Raw genomic sequence first — 17,977 nt, forward strand, 5'->3', positions numbered from 1 at the left:
CTGCTACTCACTGCTACTGACTACTACTCATTACTAAACAGATTTGAATGTTACACAATCGTTAAGGCCACCGGCCCCGCCAGAACTGAGTAGCTATCATTGTACAAATACCAGAGCGCATAATTGCCTGCTGCCAGGCTGGCGGTATTGAGCGTGACGCTACCCTGAGGATTGCCAGCATATTGCCACGTCAGCGAATTCACCGTGCCTGGTACGGCACCTGCAGCATAGACACCTATCCAGTTTTTGGCATTGACTTGTGCCGGTAAGGCTGAATAAGAGGCCACGACATTACTGCCGCGCGATATGCTGGGTGTGGCGCTGCTCAGACGGGCATCGCTACGTTTGCCGCCTATCAAGGGGTCGGTGCGATTGTTGTTGCTATTGCTGGCCGTTGCTTCCACATGTCCCGCTATCCTGCGCAAAAATTGGGTATCGACATTGCTGGTGATGCTGAAGTCATACCAGCCAAAACTGCTGATCAAGGGATATTCCAGGCGCAAACTCTGGCCACCTGCCAGCGCATAAGTGTTTGCCAGGCTGCCATAGGCATTGTCGCTGACAGTGAAATTGCAGGGCTGGACATTGTCGACATTGGACAGGGTCAGCACCAGCTTGCCACTGCTGCTGTCGTGCACGGCTTGCACTTCAGGCTTGACGGTGGCAGTGGTACTGCCGCGCCACTCACGCAAATAACCATTCGGGCCATAGGCGCTGAGCTGGTAAGTATCGCCACTCCAGTTCCAGATTTCTTTCTGGATTTGCTTGCCAGCTTCGACGGTGTAATACCAGGGGCCGTCCGTGCGTACGTTGGAATACACAATAAAAGCAGCACCAGCCGTGCCAGCATTGCTGAAGCTGACTTCCAGTTGCTTGCCATTATTGAGCCTGGCCTGCGCCGCCAGCAGGTAAGGCAGGCGACAGGCAGGGCGCGGGCCCTGTGCCTGCAAATAGGCTTCCTGGCGGGGCAGGCTCTGGTTGAGCGGTGGTACAGGATAGGGTTTGCCACTGACAGGGATGTAAGAAGCAGTTTTTGGCACTGTGCCTGGCCAGTTTTGATCTGGAGATTTGAAATCAAATGCCGAAGTCAAATCGCCACAGACCGTGCGTCGCCATGGCGATATCTGCTTGCAACTGACGGCGGCCCTGTCCTTGCCAAGGCCATTGACCAGCCATTCTTCAAGAAAACGCAATTTCGAAGTGTGGTCAAAAACCTGGGAGCATACCTTGCCGCCTTTGCTCCATGGCGAGATCACCAGCATGGGGACGCGTGGTCCCAGTCCCACAGGTTCACTGCCGTATTTTTCATAAACACCATTGTCGGCCAGGGTGGAGCGGCCCATGGCGGTGGTGATAGGTGGAATATTGGGTGGCACATGATCAAAGAAGCCATCGTTCTCGTCATACATCAGCAAGAACACGGTCTTGGCCCAGACTTCAGGTTCTGCGACCAGGGCTGCCAGCAATCTTGCTGTCAGGTTTTCACCTGCATTGGGAGAGTTGGGGGCATGCTCGGTGTAATCGTTTGGCGCGCATATCCAGGATACTTGCGGCAGGCGTTTGTTGCGCACATCATTGGCAAAGGCACTGACCAGGCCATCACCTCTGCTACCACCCACGCTGGCACCGGGTGCCAGGCTGCGCGCTTTCTGGTAGAGCGGCGAGCTGCTGCTTAATTTGCTGCCGTCTGCATTGACGCGGAAGTTCTTGAAATAGGCGAGGTAGTTATCGCCATAATTATCCCATTCCTGATAAACCTTCCAGCTGACCTGATTGGCTTCCAGTACTTCTGCATAAGTTTGCCAGTTGGGCGCGCTGGCCGTGACCGCGGCAGTGACATTGTCATTGGCCGGGTCAGCATTGTAATAACCCTTGGCATCAATGTTATACAAGCTGCCCATGGCACCTAACCAGCCCTGGCTGGTGCCGGTTAACGAATACATGCGGTTAGGGTCGGTCGCGCCAAAGACTGAGCAATGATAGGCATCACAAATAGTGAAGGCATCTGCCAGCGCGTAGTAAAACGGCAGATCGCCACGGTCAAAGTAACCCATGCTTTGCACGGTTTTTTGACTAACCCAGACATTCCAGCCTTGCCAGGTTTGTTGCGAACCTTTCCAGGAATGGTTGGTGCCTACGGACAGTGCACTGGTATTCCTGGCATCAAAGTGGAAGGGTAAAACACTGCCACCTGCCGGATTGGGTTGCTGCCAGACGGGCGCACCATTTGGCAAGCTAATCGCACGCGGATCATCAAAGCCACGTACGCCGGCCAGGGTACCAAAGTAATGATCGAAAGAGCGATTCTCCTGCATGAAGATGACCACATGGCCAACGTCTGCCAGGGTACCCGTGACATTGTTCGCCGGTACGGCGAGCGCCTGCTGTATCACGCCAGGCAAGAGGCTGGCACCAGCACTCGCGGCTGAAAATTGCAAAAACTTTCTCCGGCTATCAGAGATCATGGCTTATCCTTTTTTGTGTGAAATAGAGGGCGGTCGGCAATACATTCACATTCATAATATATTTTAAATATGTCAATGACATGACGGTGACGTGCCAATCCGGCGCCGGATAAGTTGCTGCAGTATTCCCCAAGACTAGCCTGGTTTGCGTCCCATTTTGCTTGTTTTTAATTTATTTGGTCAATCAACCAAAATAATCTTGAGCTTTGCGATTGAATTTGCTAAGCTTTGTATATTGGTTGAATAACCAAATATGATTATCTGATATTGAAAGCTTAAAATGTTCCCTATTACCGCCTCACTAGCAAGCACCAGGCATGCTCGCGTGGTGTTATTGACTGGCGGTATAGGTAGTGGTAAGTCACTGGCCGCCGCCGGGTTTTCTCGTCTGGGCGTGCCGGTGATAGGTGTTGACATGGTGGCGCGTGCCATACATCAGGACAATCAGCATCCGGCAATGACAGAAATTGCCCAGGTACTGCCACAATTGATGACGGCAGATGGTTGCCTGCGGCGCGGCATTTTGCATACGGTCCTGGCTGCGGATATACAAAGCAATCGCCGCTTGCGGCATTTGCTCAAACCCTATGTGCTGCAAGCCATGTGGCAATGGACAAGGGAACAGACTGCCAGCTATGTCATATGGGAGTCAGCATTGTTGCCGGATGAAGAGACTAGCTTCATGTACGATAGCGTTTTATGGATGCATGCAGATGAGACGACGCGTTTACAGCGGCTGTGCCAGCGTAATCCTGGCTGGACAGAGGCTGAAATCAGGCAGATTTTTCAAATGCAGGTATCAGAAAATGTTTTCCGGGAACAAGATTACGCATTAATTGTCAATCAGGGCAGCATCATGTCGCTGGAACAGCAAGTCTTGCAGCAACATCTTATTTACATGTCACACTGGGGTAATGAATGAAAAAAATCGCTTTCTCTGGCACGCTTGATCCTATTACCAATGGCCATTTGTGGGTCATACAAGAGGCACGCGCCCTGGCGGATGAAGTCGTGGTTTTCATTTCTGAAAACCCGGTCAAGAAGCCGCAGTTTGGTGCACTGGAGCGCAAGGACATCATTGAGCGCAGCGTGGCAGAATGTGGCTGGGATAATGTCAGCGTCGTCATCGTCAAGGGCGACTATACGGCACGTGCTGCCAAACGCCATGGCATAGAATATCTGGTACGCGGCATACGCAATACCTCGGACTTTGATTATGAAAACCTGATACAGCAAACCAATGTCGATGTGCTGGGTGGTGCCAAGACTATCTTTGTGATGCCACCGCGTGACCTGGGTTCTGTCAGTTCCAGTTTTGTGCGCGCCTTGCAGGGGCCTGTGGGCTGGCACTGGACAGTCAAAAAATTCATGCCCATGCCTGCCTATATCGCCTGGATCAAAAGCTGGTTGCGCAGTGACTGGCAAAAACTGTGGGAAACTGAAGCAGGTATAGATAGCGCCAAACTTGATCACTGGTTTGATTACCTGACTGGTGAAGAGGCTTATGGCGCGGCACGTCGCCCTTATCATAATCTTGATCACCTGGTGCACGGTCTCAGTGAAATCTCGGCCTGGGCCAGCAATACTGGGGCCAGCAATACGGACGTGGCGATACTGAAAAAAGCTTTCTGGTTCCATGATGCAGTGTACGGCGGCAAGGCGGCAGATATCTCGAATGAAGAACAGAGTGCGCGCATGTGGCTGGCTGCCGGTTTGGGCTTGCAACATTTGCAGGAAGTGGCAGATCTGATACGGGTGACGGACCACTTCCAGAGCGCCAGCCTGGTGCATCCCTTGAAAGATGCCATGTTGAGCGTGGACCTGGCCATTCTTGGACAGGCGGCAGATACCTATGATGCCTATGCTGCAGCGGTGCGCATGGAATACCGTGATGTCGATGATGCAGCTTATCGCGCAGGCCGGGGCCGGGTACTGGATTATTTTCAGGGTCTGGCAGATACCGGGAAGCTCTACGCTGATGCCTGGTTTGCCGATCTCTATACCAGCCAGGCCATCATCAATCTCAGGCGTGAAAAAAGCAAAGAGGAAACTTCTGTCTAAGTGTGGATGGCTGCGCTGCCCTGATTTTGTAGGAGCGGCTTTAACCGCAAAAATTTTACCGTGTAGCCTGTTTCAGCTTGGGCTGAGCATTCGCGGCTGAAGCCGCTCCTACGAGACCTGGGTAGCCCGCTCTTTCATTTGCATTTCAGGCTCATGCTCATAAATGTGAGTTTTTGTGAATGAGCAACTTTTTTCCCTGAAAACAGCCAAAATAGAGTCTGAATAAAAACCTGCATTGCCCGCAAATTTTCTTGATTTGCAGGCATGCCAGGACTTGTGCGATCTGCGTTGTTCACTGCGGCATGATCGAATGCCCGGAGGCGGATATGTGGATTTATCGTTTCACCCTAAGCTTGCTGCTGAGCTGGTGTTTGCTTGCGCCAGCCACGCTGATGGCCATGACGGTCACCTTCCTCAATCCGGGTAAATCGGATGAAGTTTATTGGGTCACAGCCAGCAATTGCATGATGACCGCTGCCCGCAATCTGGGTGTGCAACTGGAAGTCATCTATGCTGAACGCGACCATTTAAAAACCCTGGAACTAGCCAGGCAAATTGCCGCCCGCCCCCTGAATGCCAGACCTGATTATGTGATCCTGTCTAATGATTACGCCGTCGGTGCCGAGGCCCTGCGCATACTCGATGGTGCGCACATCAAAACCTTTTTTTCCTATAGCAGTTTTAGTGATGCTGGTGAACGTGAAAAAGTCGGTGCACCCAGGCAGTTATACAAGGGCTGGCTGGGCGGCCTGGAGCCGCGTGCCGAGGATGCCGGTTATCTGACTGCAAGCGCTTTGATACAGCGCGGCAGGGCAGAAAAGTTAACGGGTGCTGATGGCAAATTGCATATGCTGGCAATTGCCGGTGACAGATCCACTACTACTTCCTACAAACGCAATGAAGGTATGCGCAAGGCAGTGGCAGAAGATAAAAATGTCATACTCGATCAGGTCATCTATGGCGACTGGAATCGCGCCAAGGCACAAGAGCAAAGTGCCTGGTTGTATCAACGCTATCCACATACCAGGCTGATCTGGACAGGCAATGATCTGATGGCCTTTGGTGCCATGGAGAGCTGGCGTGCCCGTGGGGGCAAACCGGGGCGCGATGCTTTTTTCAGTGCCATCAATACCTCGGCAGAAGCCTTCACCGCGCTGGAGTCTGGCAGTCTGAGCGCCCTGGCGGGTGGTCACTTTATTGCTGGAGCATTCAGCCTGGTGATGCTGTATGACTATCATCACGGCAAAGACTTTATTGATGAGGGACTGGAGTTGGACAGGTCCATGTTTATCTTGTTTACGCCGGAAGAAAGCAGGCGTTTCCAGAGTTTGTTTGGCGCGCAGAATTTTGACAAGCTAGACTTTCGGAAATTCAGCAAAGTCCTCCATCCCGCCATCAAGAAATATGATTTTAGTTTCCGTCAATTATTGAACCAGGCAGAAGTACGAAAATGAATAAGCAGGCTTTACAATCCATCGCCAGTTTGCTGATACGCCGTGTCTTCAAATGGGTCATTTTGTGCGTGGTCTGCATCAGTAGCTTGCAAGCCTGGTTGAACTACCGCGCCATAGAAGAAAACTTTGAGTTGACAGTGAATGATGTGGCCCATGCACATTTACCTTTGCTCTCGGTCGCGATATGGGACATAGAAGCACAAACCATACAAAAGCAAATCAGCCTGATGTTGAAAAACCCCAGTATTGCCTATGTCTCCATCAAGGCCAGCACCGGGCAGCAATTTACCGGCGGGAACATCAATCATCTGTCTGGTGGCCAGCACATGGTCTTTGATATACCTGCACCGGCAGATGCCCGGATGTCCATAGGTAAAGTTGAATTCGTGGTCGATAAAACCGTCTTGCGCAAGGAGCTGTTGCGCAGCTTTGTCATTGTCATTATCGAAGTCGTGGTCTTGTCAGTGTTTATCTTTGTGGCCGTGGTGGCGATCTTGCGGCGTGATCTGGAAAGACCCATGCGTGAACTTGCAGATTTTGTCAAAAACCTGCAAGCCAACCAGTTATCCAGCAAGCTGGAATTAAGGCGCAAACCAGGTAATGGTTATAATGAAATTGATCTGGTTGTCGATGGCTTTCACACCATGCAAGACAGCCTGCAAAAGCATATCGCCAACCAGGATGCCCTGGTCGCAGAAAGAACCAGCCAGCTGGAAGCGGCCATGAAAAGCCTGAAGCAACTGTCCATCACTGATAGTCTGACTGCCTGCTATAACCGCTTATTGTTCAACGAGCGCATGCCAGCTGAAATACAAAGGGCAGTGCGCTATCAGCGCCATTTGTCTCTGGTGTTTTGCGATATCGATTTTTTCAAAAAAGTGAATGATGAATATGGCCATGCCATAGGTGATCATGTGCTGCTTGCCTTTGCCCAAAGCCTGGCAGAAGAATTACGCATTGATGTCGATTGGGTGGTCCGTTATGGTGGTGAGGAATTCATCCTGGTCTTGCCCGAGACGAATCTGCAAGCTGCCTGGGAGGTGGCGGAAAGAATACGTCAGCAAGTGGCACAACATCTCTTCATTCGCATGCAGGATGGCAGCATGTTACGCGTCACCGCCAGTTTTGGTGTGGCCGAACTGCAGGCAGCAGATACCATGGAAAGCCTGGTGCAACGTGCCGATGAATGGCTGTATTTCGCCAAGTCACATGGCCGCAATCAGGTGCAGCCGATTATTGACTCGACTAGCCAGCTTTAGCTTTGATTTGTCGTAAGCTGGCGCGTGCTTGTTTCACCAGGGTATTCGTCAAGCGCGCCAGTCTGGGTGTCTGCACTTTCCAGTGATGCCAGTATAGGGGCACATCGACAGGGTGGTCTGGCATGATCATCAGCAGCTTGTCTTTTTCCAGATGATCCAGCATCAGATCAGGAATCACCCCCCAGCCCAGGCCCAGCAAAATCGCGCGGTTATAAGGTGTGGTGGCCGGGACATGGTGCGTGGGATAGGCATGTTCAGGCAAGCCAAAGTGCTCCAGCAAGATTTGCGCTTGCAATTTGTCTTTGCGATTGAAGGTCAGTACTGGTGCCAGCCTGGCTGCCTCACGCGTCATACCTTGCGGGAACCAGCGCTGGCAGTAGGCCAGACTGGCAACCGGGTGGTAGCGCATGAAGCCGAGCGGCACAGCCTGGCAGCCACGCATGGCATTTTTTTCTGCAGAGAGACAGCCCAGCACCATGCCGCTTTCCAGCAAATCATGGGTGTGATCCTGGTCGTCGATGGCAACGTCAAGCAGGATATTTTCAGCGATCAGAAATTCTGCCAGGGCAGGCAGGAGCCAGCTGTCCAGGCTATCGGCATTGACGCCGATGGCGATACTGATGGCCTCACTTTGCTGACCGGCAAACTCACTCTGTAAATCCTGTTCAAGTTCTGCCACGCGGCGCAAGTGCTGCACCAGTTTTTGCCCCGCGGTTGTGGCACGGCAGGGGCGGCTGCGTATCAGCAGGGTATTGCCTAATTCCATTTCCAGCGCCTTGATGCGCTGGGAAATGGCCGAGCTGGTCAGGTTGAGGGCTTGCGCTGCCTGCTCCAGGCTGCCATGGTCGATGACACTGAGGAAGGCTTCGCATTGGCGGCTGTCTAGTCTGGTTTGCATGCTTTATTCAAAAGTAATAGTGATTTTGGCTAAAGACCTCTCAACACAGAGGCACAGAGACACAGAGGTTTAAAAGCAAAAGAGAAAATTGTTGATAAAGCATTATTTTGGAAGCTAAAAGAGTTTATTAAGAAATTTTAATGAATCTGTAAATATTTTAATTTAACTTCATATTAAACCCTTTTTTGCCCAAAATCCCTCTATCGACAAACGGGAGACAGATGATGTTGGCTTTTATACTCAAGGGCATGGGCATGAGTGCGGGTTTGATTGTGGCGATTGGTTCACAGAATGCGCATGTCTTGCGCATGGGTTTGCGCAAGCAGCATGTGGCATTGACGGTGATGATCTGTATTGTCTGTGAAATGCTGCTGATACTGGCTGGTGTCGCAGGCGTGGGCGGTGCGATCAATAGCCAGCCTGCCTTGCTGGCTATTGCTCGCTGGGGCGGGGCGGCGTTTTTGATCTGGTATGGCTTGCGCTCTTTACGTGCGGCTTTAGGCCAGCAGAGTTTGCAGGCCACAGCAGGAGACTTGGGTTTGACTGCGGGTAAAGCGGCTCTGGCAGTGTTGGGGGCGACTTTGCTCAACCCCCATACTTATCTGGATACCGTGGTGTTGCTGGGTGCCATAGGCGGGCAGCAGCCTGGTGATGGCAAATACTGGTTTGCCCTGGGGGCAGTCTTGAATGCCGCCATCTGGTTCGCCACCCTGGGCTTTGGTGCGCGCCTGCTGGCCCCCTGGTTTGCCAAGCCCATGGCCTGGCGCATACTGGATAGCCTGGTGGGCCTGGTGATGCTCATGCTGGCGCTGAACTTGCTGCTGAGTTAATCTTGTTTGATCTGCCGGTTTGTTGAAAAGCCTGAATTGTGATAAGTTCATCGCATGAAAAAATCCTGGCGTTTCCTGATTGCTTGCTGTTTGCTGGTACTGCTGCCCTTGCAGGGCTTTGCAGTCGCCGGTAAACTGGCTTGCGCCATGGAGATGCCTGCTCAGGCTGATGTTTCTGCTGCCAGTAGCAATGAACACTGCCAGCCAGCGGCTGAAGCTGATGGTACCAGCGCCGATGCTGTTAAGGCTAAAGTGGGCGGTCACTGCAAGTCTTCTTCCCCTTGCTGCATGGGCATCGCCCTGATGCCCGCTGCCTCAGTTTCTGCATTTATTCCCATACATGATGATGCCCAGGTGCTGCCGGTCTTGCTGCCAGCATCCGTGCCTGCGCGCATGCTGGAACGTCCTCCCAGGGGTGTGTTCGCCTGAATAACTTACGTTTCGGTTAGGCCGGGTCCGTAGGTTGGGCTAACTCGTAGGTTGGGCTACGCTTTACCAGCCCAACACTGGGCGGTTAAATGACGTTTACATTTGTTGAGGCCGAGTGTTGGGCTGGTAAGGCGTAGCCCAACCTACGGATCGAACCAAGCTACGAAGACACTTAACCTACGAAGACACCCAAGCTACGACAATTGCATGCCCCCAATTTGGTGGAATCACACTTCTTACTGCGAGGACTTCATGTCGCACATTCATTACCGATATCTGTTGCCAGCATTGCTGGCATTGACTGGCTGTGCCAGTTTTGATATCGATCAAAGTACGCAAAAAATCAATCAGGAATATCCTGCTTATACCCAGGGTAAACTGGCGCTGGCCAATACACTGGCACAACACAAAGACATGCGGGCCAATGCTGCTGTCCTATTAAAAGAGCCCTTGTCGCAAGACACCGCCGTACAAATTGCCTTGCTCAATAGTCCGGCCTTGCAAGCCATGCTGGCGCAACACCAGGCAGATGGGGCGAATACTGCGCAAGAAGCGCGTATCCAGAATCCGCTCTTCAATTTTGAGCGTAGCCGTCAATCCGGTGAGCTGGAAATCGCTCGCATGCTGAGTTTTGGTCTGCTCGATTTGCTCAGTCTTCCACAACGTCAGACCCTGGCGCAATATGGTTTGGCACGAGGGCAAACGCAATTAAGCCTGGATGTTATAGACAGTGTCAGCCAGGTGAGGGTGGCCTGGGTCAAGGCAGTCGCCGCACAACAAAGCCTGGAATATGCTGGGCAAGTCAGTGAAGCTGCCGACGCCAGTGCCATATTGGCAGAGCGAATGCAGAAGGCGGGCAATTTCAATAAATTGCAGGCAGCACGCCAGCAGGCTTTCAAAGCTGATGCGGTGGCACAACTGAGCTTTGCCCGGCACACCAGTCTCGCCACGCGGGAAGAGCTGGTGCGCTTGCTGGGCTTGGATGAGGAGCAGGAAAAAATCCTCAGCTTGCCAGCACGCCTGCCGGATTTGCCAGCGATGCCCATGGCGGCAGAAAGCATAGGCCCACAAGCCACACAAAACCGTCTTGATATACAACTGGCCAGGCAAGAGCTTGACGCTGCCGCTGCGCGCCAGGGTCTGGGCCTGGTCAGCAGTTTCGCGGACATTGAACTCGGCATCCGGCGCGACACCAATTTTGATGCGGTAGGGCATAGTGAGATCAAGCGCGGCTTTGAAGTCAGCCTGAGATTGCCCTTATTTGACTGGGGCGATGCGCAGAGAACGGCCATGAATGCCAATACCCTGGCCGCCAGTTATCGCCTGCAAGCGACGGTGAATAATGCAGGCTCACATTTGCGTGTCAGTTATTCTGCCTATCGCAGCATGTACGATATTGCCAGGCAATACCGGGACGAGATACTGCCGCTGCGCAAACGCATTTCTGCTGAAAACCAGTTGCGTTACAACGGCATGTTCATCAGCGTATTTGAATTACTGGCTGATAGTCGCGAGCAAATCAATAGTGTGCTGGCAGCTATCAATGCGGAGCAACAATTCTGGCTGGCAGATGCAGCCTTGCAGGCTGAACTAATTGGTCGCCCATCAGCCAGTAATTTGAACCCCATCAAAGCAACTGCCACAGCAGATGCAGCGCATTGATCACAAGATCTGCGAAGGAAATAGAATGAACACAAGAAGAGATTTTTTTAAACTGGCAGGCATCGCTGGTGGTGCACTGGCAGCCAGCGCAGTCAGCAAAGTCGCATTGGCTGCCTTGCCAGAAGCAGTCACGCAAGCCAGCCCGGATACCATGCCACCGCTGCTGCCACAAAATGGCCGTCCGTATAATCCCGTGGTCACACTGAATGGCTGGACCCTGCCATGGCGCATGAATAATGGTGTCAAGGAATTTCACCTCGTGGCCGAGCCGGTGGTACGTGAAATGGCCCCCGGCATGAAAGCCCATCTATGGGGTTATAACGGCCAAAGCCCGGGGCCAACGATAGAAGTGGTGGAGGGCGACCGCGTACGAATCTTCGTCACCAATCGCTTGCCTGAGCACACCAGCATGCACTGGCATGGCCAGCGTTTGCCAAATGGTATGGATGGTGTATCTGGCCTGACCCAGCCAGCGATACAGCCAGGCAAGACCTTTGTCTATGAATTCGTGGCGCGTCGCCCGGGCACTTTCATGTATCACCCGCATGCCGATGAAATGACGCAAATGGCCATGGGCATGATGGGTTCATGGGTTACCCATCCCAGAAACAAACATCCACAGATAGATCAAGTCGACAGGGACTTTATCTTTTTGCTCAATGCCTATGACATAGAACCTGGTGCCTATAAACCGAATATCATGACCATGACAGACTTTAATTTATGGTCATGGAATAGCCGCATCTTCCCTGGTATTGATACCCTAAATGTACGCAAGAATGACAGGGTCAGGATACGCGTGGGTAATCTGACGATGACCAATCATCCCATCCATATTCATGGTCATGAATTCACAGTGACAGGTACTGATGGTGGCCCCGTGCCGAGAACTGCGCGCTGGCCTGAGGTGACCGTGGATATTGCCGTCGGCCAGATGCGCCAGCTGGAATTCGTCGCCGATGAAGAAGGTGACTGGTCCTTCCATTGCCACAAGAGCCATCACACCATGAATGCCATGGGCCACAATGTGCCGTCCATGATAGGGGTTGATCACAAGGATGTGGCCGACAAAATCAATAAGCTCATTCCTTCCTATATGGCCATGGGTGACAAGGGCATGGCCGACATGGGGGCCATGGAAATGCCACTGCCGGATAACACCCTACCGATGATGATGGGGGAAGGTCCCTATGGCGGGCTGGAAATGGGCGGCATGTTCAGCGTCGTCAAAGTACGCAAAGACCAAAAGCCTGGTGATTATCAAGATCCGGGTTGGTATAAGCAGCCCAAAGGCACGCAGGCTTATGAATATACCGGGCCAGTTGCCGATGCCCCTCCGCGCCAGACTCAAGATGCGCATGCAGGCATGCAGCACCATGGACATGCCATGCCGGAAGTTGAAGTACAAGTTAGGAAGCCGCAGGGGCATGGCGGACATTAAAATTTTGTAGTAAAAAAAGGGCGGGATCATTTGACTGATCTCGCCCTTTTTTCCATTTCAGTTATTGCGCCTCAGTTATTTCGCATTAATGGTGATCGGCACATTTGCAGTGGCAGTCCTGCCTGCATTGTCGGTGACGGTGATTTTCAGCGCATAGCTGCCTGTCACTGGGCTGGCCCAGCTGGTGCTGATATTCAAGCCACTCATGGCAAAGCCCATGCCCAATGGTGCACCGGCAATGGTAACCGATACCGACGTTGCACCAGGATCACTGATACTGATAGACCCGCTCAAAGCCTTGCCAGCGACTCCTGTCATTGCCGGTGCATTGATGCTGATGCCCGAGGCTGTGATAGTGATGCCTATCGTCGCTTGCCCAGTCAAGCCTGTCTTGCTGTCTTTTGCGACGACACTGACAGAATAATTGCCGGCAACAGGGCTGGCCCAGCTGATCGTTCCTGCAGTATTGATGCTCATGCCTGCTGGTGCGCCGGTCAAGGTATAAGTGACAGGGTTGGCTGCCTTGACAGTGACAGTGTAAGACAATGCTGTACCCACCAGGCCATTGATGCTGGCGGCAGTCAGGGCAGGGGCAGGTTGCTGGGCGATGACGACGGTATAAGTAGCCTTGCCAGTCAAATTGGTTTTACTGTCAGTGGCATTGACGCTCACCAGGTAAGTACCAATCACGGGTGAGGCCCAGGTGACCACACCGCTGCTATTGATGCTCATGCCAGATGGTGCACCTGCCAGGTTAAAGCTCATGGTATTGGCCGATGTTGCCGTTACATTGAAAGACAGGGCAGTGCCAACTATGCCATTGATGGTGCTGGCTGTGACGACAGGTGGCACGGGAGCAGCAATGATCACGGTATATACACCCTTGCCACTCAAGCCGGTTTTGGCATCAAGTGCAGTGGCGGTGACACTATAAGTGCCAGCCAATGGCGTGGCCCATGTCACGATGCCTGCGCTACTGATACTCATGCCTGCAGGATTGCCACTGAGGGTAAAAGTCAAAGGATTATTCGCTGTGGCTGACACCGTAAAACTCAGGGCGGTGCCAACCTGGCCATTAATGGTGGCGGGGCTGACGACAGGCTCGGTCGCGATGATGGTGCCACTCAGGGTGCTGAGCAAGTTGCTGACATTGGGTGTGCCCAGGCCAGTGAGTTGATCATGTCCGGTCTTTGCTGTGCAAGTGCTGCAACTGCCATTACTGCCTTTGGCGATGTCTGCAAAGCTGCTGGCATAGGTGCCGGGTACACTGGCGATTTTGTTATACAGCGTTGCATGTGGCGCACCCAGCACAGGTTTGCCGGCTTGTACCAGGGTCGCATTGGCAATGGCAATAATGCCAGCCCATTGTGGTGTGGACAGGCTGGTGCCACCGGCGCTGACCCAGTTCACTGTACTGCTGCCAGGTGTCATGACGGCGACATACTGGCCAGTATTGGGATCGGCATTCATCGACACATCCGCCACCACTCTGCGTGCAGGTGTGCCCACGCCAGGTACGCTATTGTTTTGATAGCTGGGTGTTGCGGTATAGGCGCTGATGCCACCACCGGTACTTGCCCAGGCAGTCTCTGTCCTGCTGCTGCCAGAGTAGCTCAGACTGGTGCCGCCTACTGCCAGCACATTGGGTGAAACGGCAGGCCATTCCACTTCCGGACCAGAATCACCAGAAGCCGCAAGATAGGTCATTTTGGCAGTCGTGAAAGTGCTTTCCACGCCTGCAGTCCAGCTACCTTCGGTAGAGCCAAAACTCATGGACACCACACCTGGCCCCATGGCATTTGCCAGCTTGATGCCACCTACCATATTGCTCATGGAGGAATCAAAAGCTTCAATCAAAATAAGGCGTGCCAATGGTGCGGTTGCATGCGCCCATTGCACATCGAGTGCAATTTCTGTTGCCCAGCCTGAATCAAATGCCGGGACAGTGCTGCTCATACCACCATTGCTGGTGCTATACACTACCGAGAATTCGCAGGCGCTGGCAGTTGCCGCAGCCAAGGGTAAGGTGCTTGTGGCTGGAATACTTTTTACGGTACATGCAGGCAGGCCAAATTTTGTATTGAAGGCATTTAACTCTGCGACGATATTGGGATCGTGCTTGGCATTGACGATATAGATAGTCTGACCTGCACCCAGTTGCGCTGCCTGGCTGGCCGTGAGGCTGCTCATATTTGTCGGCAGCGCAGGCAAGCCATAGGCTGCCCGTATTTGTGCGGGGGTATAGGTAGACACGGCACTCGTGCCTGCCAGGGGTTGTGCATTTTCTCCTGCTGGTGGTGGTGCGAGATGCTCATGTGGCAGCGAGCGAATTGCTGTAACTGTCAAACCACGACCGCGTACACCTTGCAAATCACGTGGCAAGGCTTGCATGGCAGCGGGCATGTGGGCAGACCTGTTGCCACCAAGGGCATCTATATCAGCTGGCGCATCCAGTAAAACCGGGGCCAGATGAAAGGTGGGGCGGGTAGTTTGCGCAGCTACATCTGGTGCTAAAACAGGTAGCGTTGCCTCCAGTGTAGTGATGCCGCTGGCTACTTCTGCTGGTGGCAAGGCGATGCTGGGTTTGACAGCCTGAGTACTGTCGCCACCACAGGCACTGAGCACACAGGTGCTGATGATAAGGCTCAACCAGGCAGATGGCTTGAGGGCGGAAGAAGAAATATTTTTTGTCATCACTATGCACTCCGATGTGGGCAGAGGGCGGTGATCTGACAGTTAATGATATCTGCAAGCGCTACTATGCTTTTGCAATAACGTCACCGGCAACCCCGCTGCCCTGGCGCGTTAGCGCTGTAGGCCGGTGGCTTTGCGTCGCCGTCTTTCGACGGGTTTGCCCTCAAGTTTTGGAAATTAAAAATTACGATTTCAGAGTACGAATATTTCTCCTCAAAATAAAGCAGAAAAATGTCAAGGATTGTTGAAAGCATGCAGCTAAAACAAGCTTCGATTTCGCTTTGATAACAGAAGCAGATGAAAGTTGTTTTGATGGCTTTTGAATAAAACAAAAGTGTTAATTTGTAAAATCATTTCCCCTATTATTTTCGTCATGGCAGCATGCCTGCCATTATTTAAATTGAAGATGGAAAATTGTTTATGAAAAGTTTTTCAAAGATAACAAGCCTGGGTTTCATGTTTTTTCTGGCACTGACCAGTGCAAGTTCTCAGGCTGCCAAAATCAGCCTCGATGATTGTGATTTGATTACAGCCAAACCTTTGCGCGCAGATTTCCAGACATGGCTGAACAAGAACCGCAAGCTGGCTGGTGAGGGCAATGTTGAAGCATTGACCATGCTTGCTGCCGAAGCCAATAATCGCCTGGCCTGTCTGGAAGAGAAGCTGACTGAAAAATCAGGCTGGACCATGACCATGAGCAGCGCAGACGGCACGAGTGAAACTACCTCGAATCCTGGTATTCCCAATATCAAAAAAAATCCCGACGCCTATGCTGCCTTGAAAGATGCCGTCAAATACACCCATCTGGCCGGTGTGACTGATCCGGCGTATCGCGGCATGTCGGCAGAATTGGTTTTGCGTTATCAAACAACTTTGCCAGACGCCCTGGAAACTGCCTACGAAGATGTGGCGGGTGCCAACCAGCTTGAATGTGTACTCAAACGTAAATTCGGTAAACGCGATGCTCAGTATGCCTGCTCATCGCACAGAACTACGCTGGCGCAATTGACAACTAAAATTCCGGCAGAGCGCCGCGCAGCACTGGATCAAAAAGCGCAGCAATGGGCTGCGGATTTCCCTGTCAAGTAAGTTGCTTGGCGTCCTATTGTCATAGGCAATGCATAGACAATGCATGGGTGTGTGTGGGCTAACGTACAGAGCCTTTGCAGATACCAGGCCAGAATATTTACGATGGAAGTCAACAGATGTGCGGCACAAGCGTTATAGGTAATAAGCACAGCATCTACTTCTGTGAGTAAGTATTGAAAGGGAGTATGCAATGAAAACCATGACATGTAGGAAAGTATTGCTGGCAGGTGCTGCTTGCGCAGCGCTATTCATGACAGCACAATCGCAGGCGCAGAATGTCGGTGTTTCCGTACAATTTGGACAACCAGGATTTTATGGGCAAGTGGACGTAGGCAATTTCCCGCAGCCGCAGGTGATTTACCGTGAACCACGTATCGTGCAAAGGGTGACGGTAGTTGAGCCTCCCATGTATCTGGTCGTGCCCACAGTCCACAGGAATAACTGGAACCGTTATTGCTATAGCTACAATGCCTGTGGTCGTCCAGTCTATTTCGTGCAGGAAAACTGGTATAACACGCAAGTAGTGCCACGTTATAGTGATGGCTATTATCGCGACCATAATTACAGGCATGATGCTTATCGCCATGAAGAATACAGGCGTGATGATTATAGACGTGATGACCATCGTAACGACTACAGGCGCGACGACAGGCGCTTTGATGAACATGACCGCCATGGATATGAACGCGGCAGGGAGCGTTAATTCCTTACCAATCCTCGCTAATGGCTAAGTTTGGCTGATTTCAACAAGGGCTGCATTGCAGCCCTTGCTTGATCGTTACTCCACGCTGTTTTATCGTTACTCTACAGCTGCCATTTTTTCTTTCCAGGCTTGAATTGCCAGTGGCCAGAAAGTGGAAATGTCTGCAATTTGTGAGGGCAGGCTCAGCCCCAGGAATTGCGCTGCCGGTATCAGTGCTTCATGCAGTACATCATTGTCGCCGCGATCAAAAGCCAGGGCCCCGGTTTGCTTGGACAATTTTTCGCCATTGGAATTGATCACCACTGGTACATGCAAATAAGCAGGCGTGCTCAAGCCCAGCAGCTCTTGCAGATAGATTTGTCTTGCGGTGGAATCTATCAGATCAGCGCCACGCACCACATGTGTGATGCCTTGCGCCGCATCATCAACCACCACCGCCAACTGGTAGGCCCAAAAGCCATCAGCACGCTTCAAGACAAAGTCCCCCACCTCGGTCGCCAGGTTTTGCTGCTGCGTGCCAGCCAGCCTGTCTTCAAAAATATAGATTTGATCTGGCACACGCAAACGCCAGGCGCGGGCAATTTTTCCTGCAGCCAGACCATGACGACAAGTACCCGGGTAAATCTGGCTGGCTGTGTCACCCAGGCGCAGGCGTGAGTCTGCGATTTCCTTGCGCGAACAGGCGCAGGGGTAGAGATGGTCGCCCAGCTTTTGCAAGGCAGCTTCATACAGATGCTGGCGCTGGCTTTGCCAGCTGATGTCGCCATCCCAGAGCATGCCGCAACGTTGCAGCGAATTGATGATGTGCTGGTCTGCGCCTTTGACATTGCGGTCAAAGTCCAGGTCTTCCATGCGCAATAGCCATAGCCCATCATGGGCTTTGGCATCGAGATAACTGGCCATGGCAGCGACCAGTGAACCCATATGCAGGGGGCCAGTCGGCGAGGGGGCGAAACGTCCTATATATTTTTGCATCATCTGTTTTGTTGGCG

At 52.4% G+C, this 17,977-nt stretch carries 14 protein-coding genes and 1 riboswitch; of the genes, 10 read left to right on the forward strand and 4 right to left on the reverse strand.

The genetic code is table 11. From position 1 onward, the window contains the following. Positions 1 to 50 precede the first annotated feature (50 nt). A complete protein-coding gene (locus tag ACO0LF_RS26095; protein WP_423019386.1) occupies positions 51 to 2,465 on the reverse strand; it encodes a phosphocholine-specific phospholipase C in 2,415 nt (804 codons plus the stop codon). Between the two features lie 280 nt (positions 2,466 to 2,745). On the opposite strand from ACO0LF_RS26095, the gene coaE reads away from it, so the two are divergent. The 4 genes from coaE (at position 2,746) to ACO0LF_RS26115 (ending at position 7,239) form a co-directional block, all read left to right on the forward strand. After that, positions 2,746 to 3,387: a dephospho-CoA kinase gene (coaE, locus tag ACO0LF_RS26100; RefSeq protein WP_423019388.1), complete on the forward strand. Its 642-nt coding sequence runs from the start codon at positions 2,746 to 2,748 to the stop codon at positions 3,385 to 3,387. After that, entirely contained in the window at positions 3,384 to 4,526 is a 1,143-nt protein-coding gene (coaD, locus tag ACO0LF_RS26105; RefSeq protein WP_423019390.1) for a pantetheine-phosphate adenylyltransferase, read from the forward strand. Before coaE ends, coaD begins: the two co-directional genes overlap by 4 nt. A 326-nt stretch (positions 4,527 to 4,852) precedes the next feature. After that, positions 4,853 to 5,980, forward strand: a complete 1,128-nt coding sequence (locus ACO0LF_RS26110) for an ABC transporter substrate-binding protein (protein WP_423019392.1) — start codon at positions 4,853 to 4,855, stop codon at positions 5,978 to 5,980. Beyond that, a complete protein-coding gene (locus ACO0LF_RS26115; protein ID WP_423019394.1) occupies positions 5,977 to 7,239 on the forward strand; it encodes a diguanylate cyclase in 1,263 nt (420 codons plus the stop codon). The genes ACO0LF_RS26110 and ACO0LF_RS26115 overlap by 4 nt, the downstream gene beginning before the upstream one ends. Here ACO0LF_RS26115 and ACO0LF_RS26120 read toward each other — a convergent pair. Next, positions 7,226 to 8,137: a LysR family transcriptional regulator ArgP gene (locus tag ACO0LF_RS26120; protein ID WP_423019396.1), complete on the reverse strand. Its 912-nt coding sequence runs from the start codon at positions 8,135 to 8,137 to the stop codon at positions 7,226 to 7,228. The genes ACO0LF_RS26115 and ACO0LF_RS26120 overlap by 14 nt on opposite strands. Positions 8,138 to 8,358: 221 nt before the next feature. Between ACO0LF_RS26120 and ACO0LF_RS26125 the strand changes: the two genes are divergently transcribed. The 4 genes from ACO0LF_RS26125 to ACO0LF_RS26140 all read left to right on the forward strand — a co-directional run bounded on the left by ACO0LF_RS26125 (position 8,359) and on the right by ACO0LF_RS26140 (position 12,499). Then, a complete protein-coding gene (locus ACO0LF_RS26125; RefSeq protein ID WP_423019398.1) occupies positions 8,359 to 8,967 on the forward strand; it encodes a LysE/ArgO family amino acid transporter in 609 nt (202 codons plus the stop codon). Between the two features lie 54 nt (positions 8,968 to 9,021). After that, positions 9,022 to 9,396, forward strand: coding sequence for a hypothetical protein (locus ACO0LF_RS26130; RefSeq protein ID WP_423019400.1), 375 nt, complete (start codon positions 9,022 to 9,024; stop codon positions 9,394 to 9,396). Positions 9,397 to 9,648: 252 nt separating this feature from the next. After that, positions 9,649 to 11,058 (forward strand): TolC family protein, encoded by a 1,410-nt coding sequence (locus ACO0LF_RS26135; protein WP_423019402.1) that lies wholly within the window; start codon positions 9,649 to 9,651, stop codon positions 11,056 to 11,058. Positions 11,059 to 11,083: 25 nt separating this feature from the next. Next, entirely contained in the window at positions 11,084 to 12,499 is a 1,416-nt protein-coding gene (locus ACO0LF_RS26140; RefSeq protein ID WP_423019404.1) for a multicopper oxidase family protein, read from the forward strand. 75 nt (positions 12,500 to 12,574) lie between these two features. Here the strand turns inward: ACO0LF_RS26140 and ACO0LF_RS26145 are convergent, their stop codons facing one another. After that, a complete protein-coding gene (locus tag ACO0LF_RS26145; protein WP_423019406.1) occupies positions 12,575 to 15,193 on the reverse strand; it encodes a peptidase S53 in 2,619 nt (872 codons plus the stop codon). An 85-nt stretch (positions 15,194 to 15,278) separates the two neighbouring features. Next, a riboswitch (cyclic di-GMP riboswitch) is annotated at positions 15,279 to 15,365 on the reverse strand. 248 nt (positions 15,366 to 15,613) lie between these two features. Between ACO0LF_RS26145 and ACO0LF_RS26150 the strand changes: the two genes are divergently transcribed. Both ACO0LF_RS26150 and ACO0LF_RS26155 read left to right on the forward strand, forming a co-directional pair. Beyond that, positions 15,614 to 16,282, forward strand: coding sequence for a hypothetical protein (locus tag ACO0LF_RS26150; protein ID WP_423019408.1), 669 nt, complete (start codon positions 15,614 to 15,616; stop codon positions 16,280 to 16,282). A gap of 190 nt (positions 16,283 to 16,472) precedes the next feature. Next, on the forward strand, positions 16,473 to 16,985 hold the full coding sequence (locus ACO0LF_RS26155; RefSeq protein ID WP_423019410.1) for a hypothetical protein: 513 nt from the start codon (positions 16,473 to 16,475) through the stop codon (positions 16,983 to 16,985). Between the two features lie 96 nt (positions 16,986 to 17,081). Here ACO0LF_RS26155 and gluQRS read toward each other — a convergent pair whose 3' ends face one another. Beyond that, positions 17,082 to 17,963 carry a tRNA glutamyl-Q(34) synthetase GluQRS gene (gene gluQRS, locus ACO0LF_RS26160; protein WP_423019412.1) on the reverse strand — a complete coding sequence of 294 codons (882 nt, stop codon included), beginning with the start codon at positions 17,961 to 17,963 and terminating at the stop codon, positions 17,082 to 17,084. Positions 17,964 to 17,977 lie beyond the last annotated feature (14 nt).

This window comes from Undibacterium sp. Di27W (assembly GCF_049340345.1).
In the GTDB taxonomy this organism is placed as follows: domain Bacteria; phylum Pseudomonadota; class Gammaproteobacteria; order Burkholderiales; family Burkholderiaceae_D; genus Undibacterium.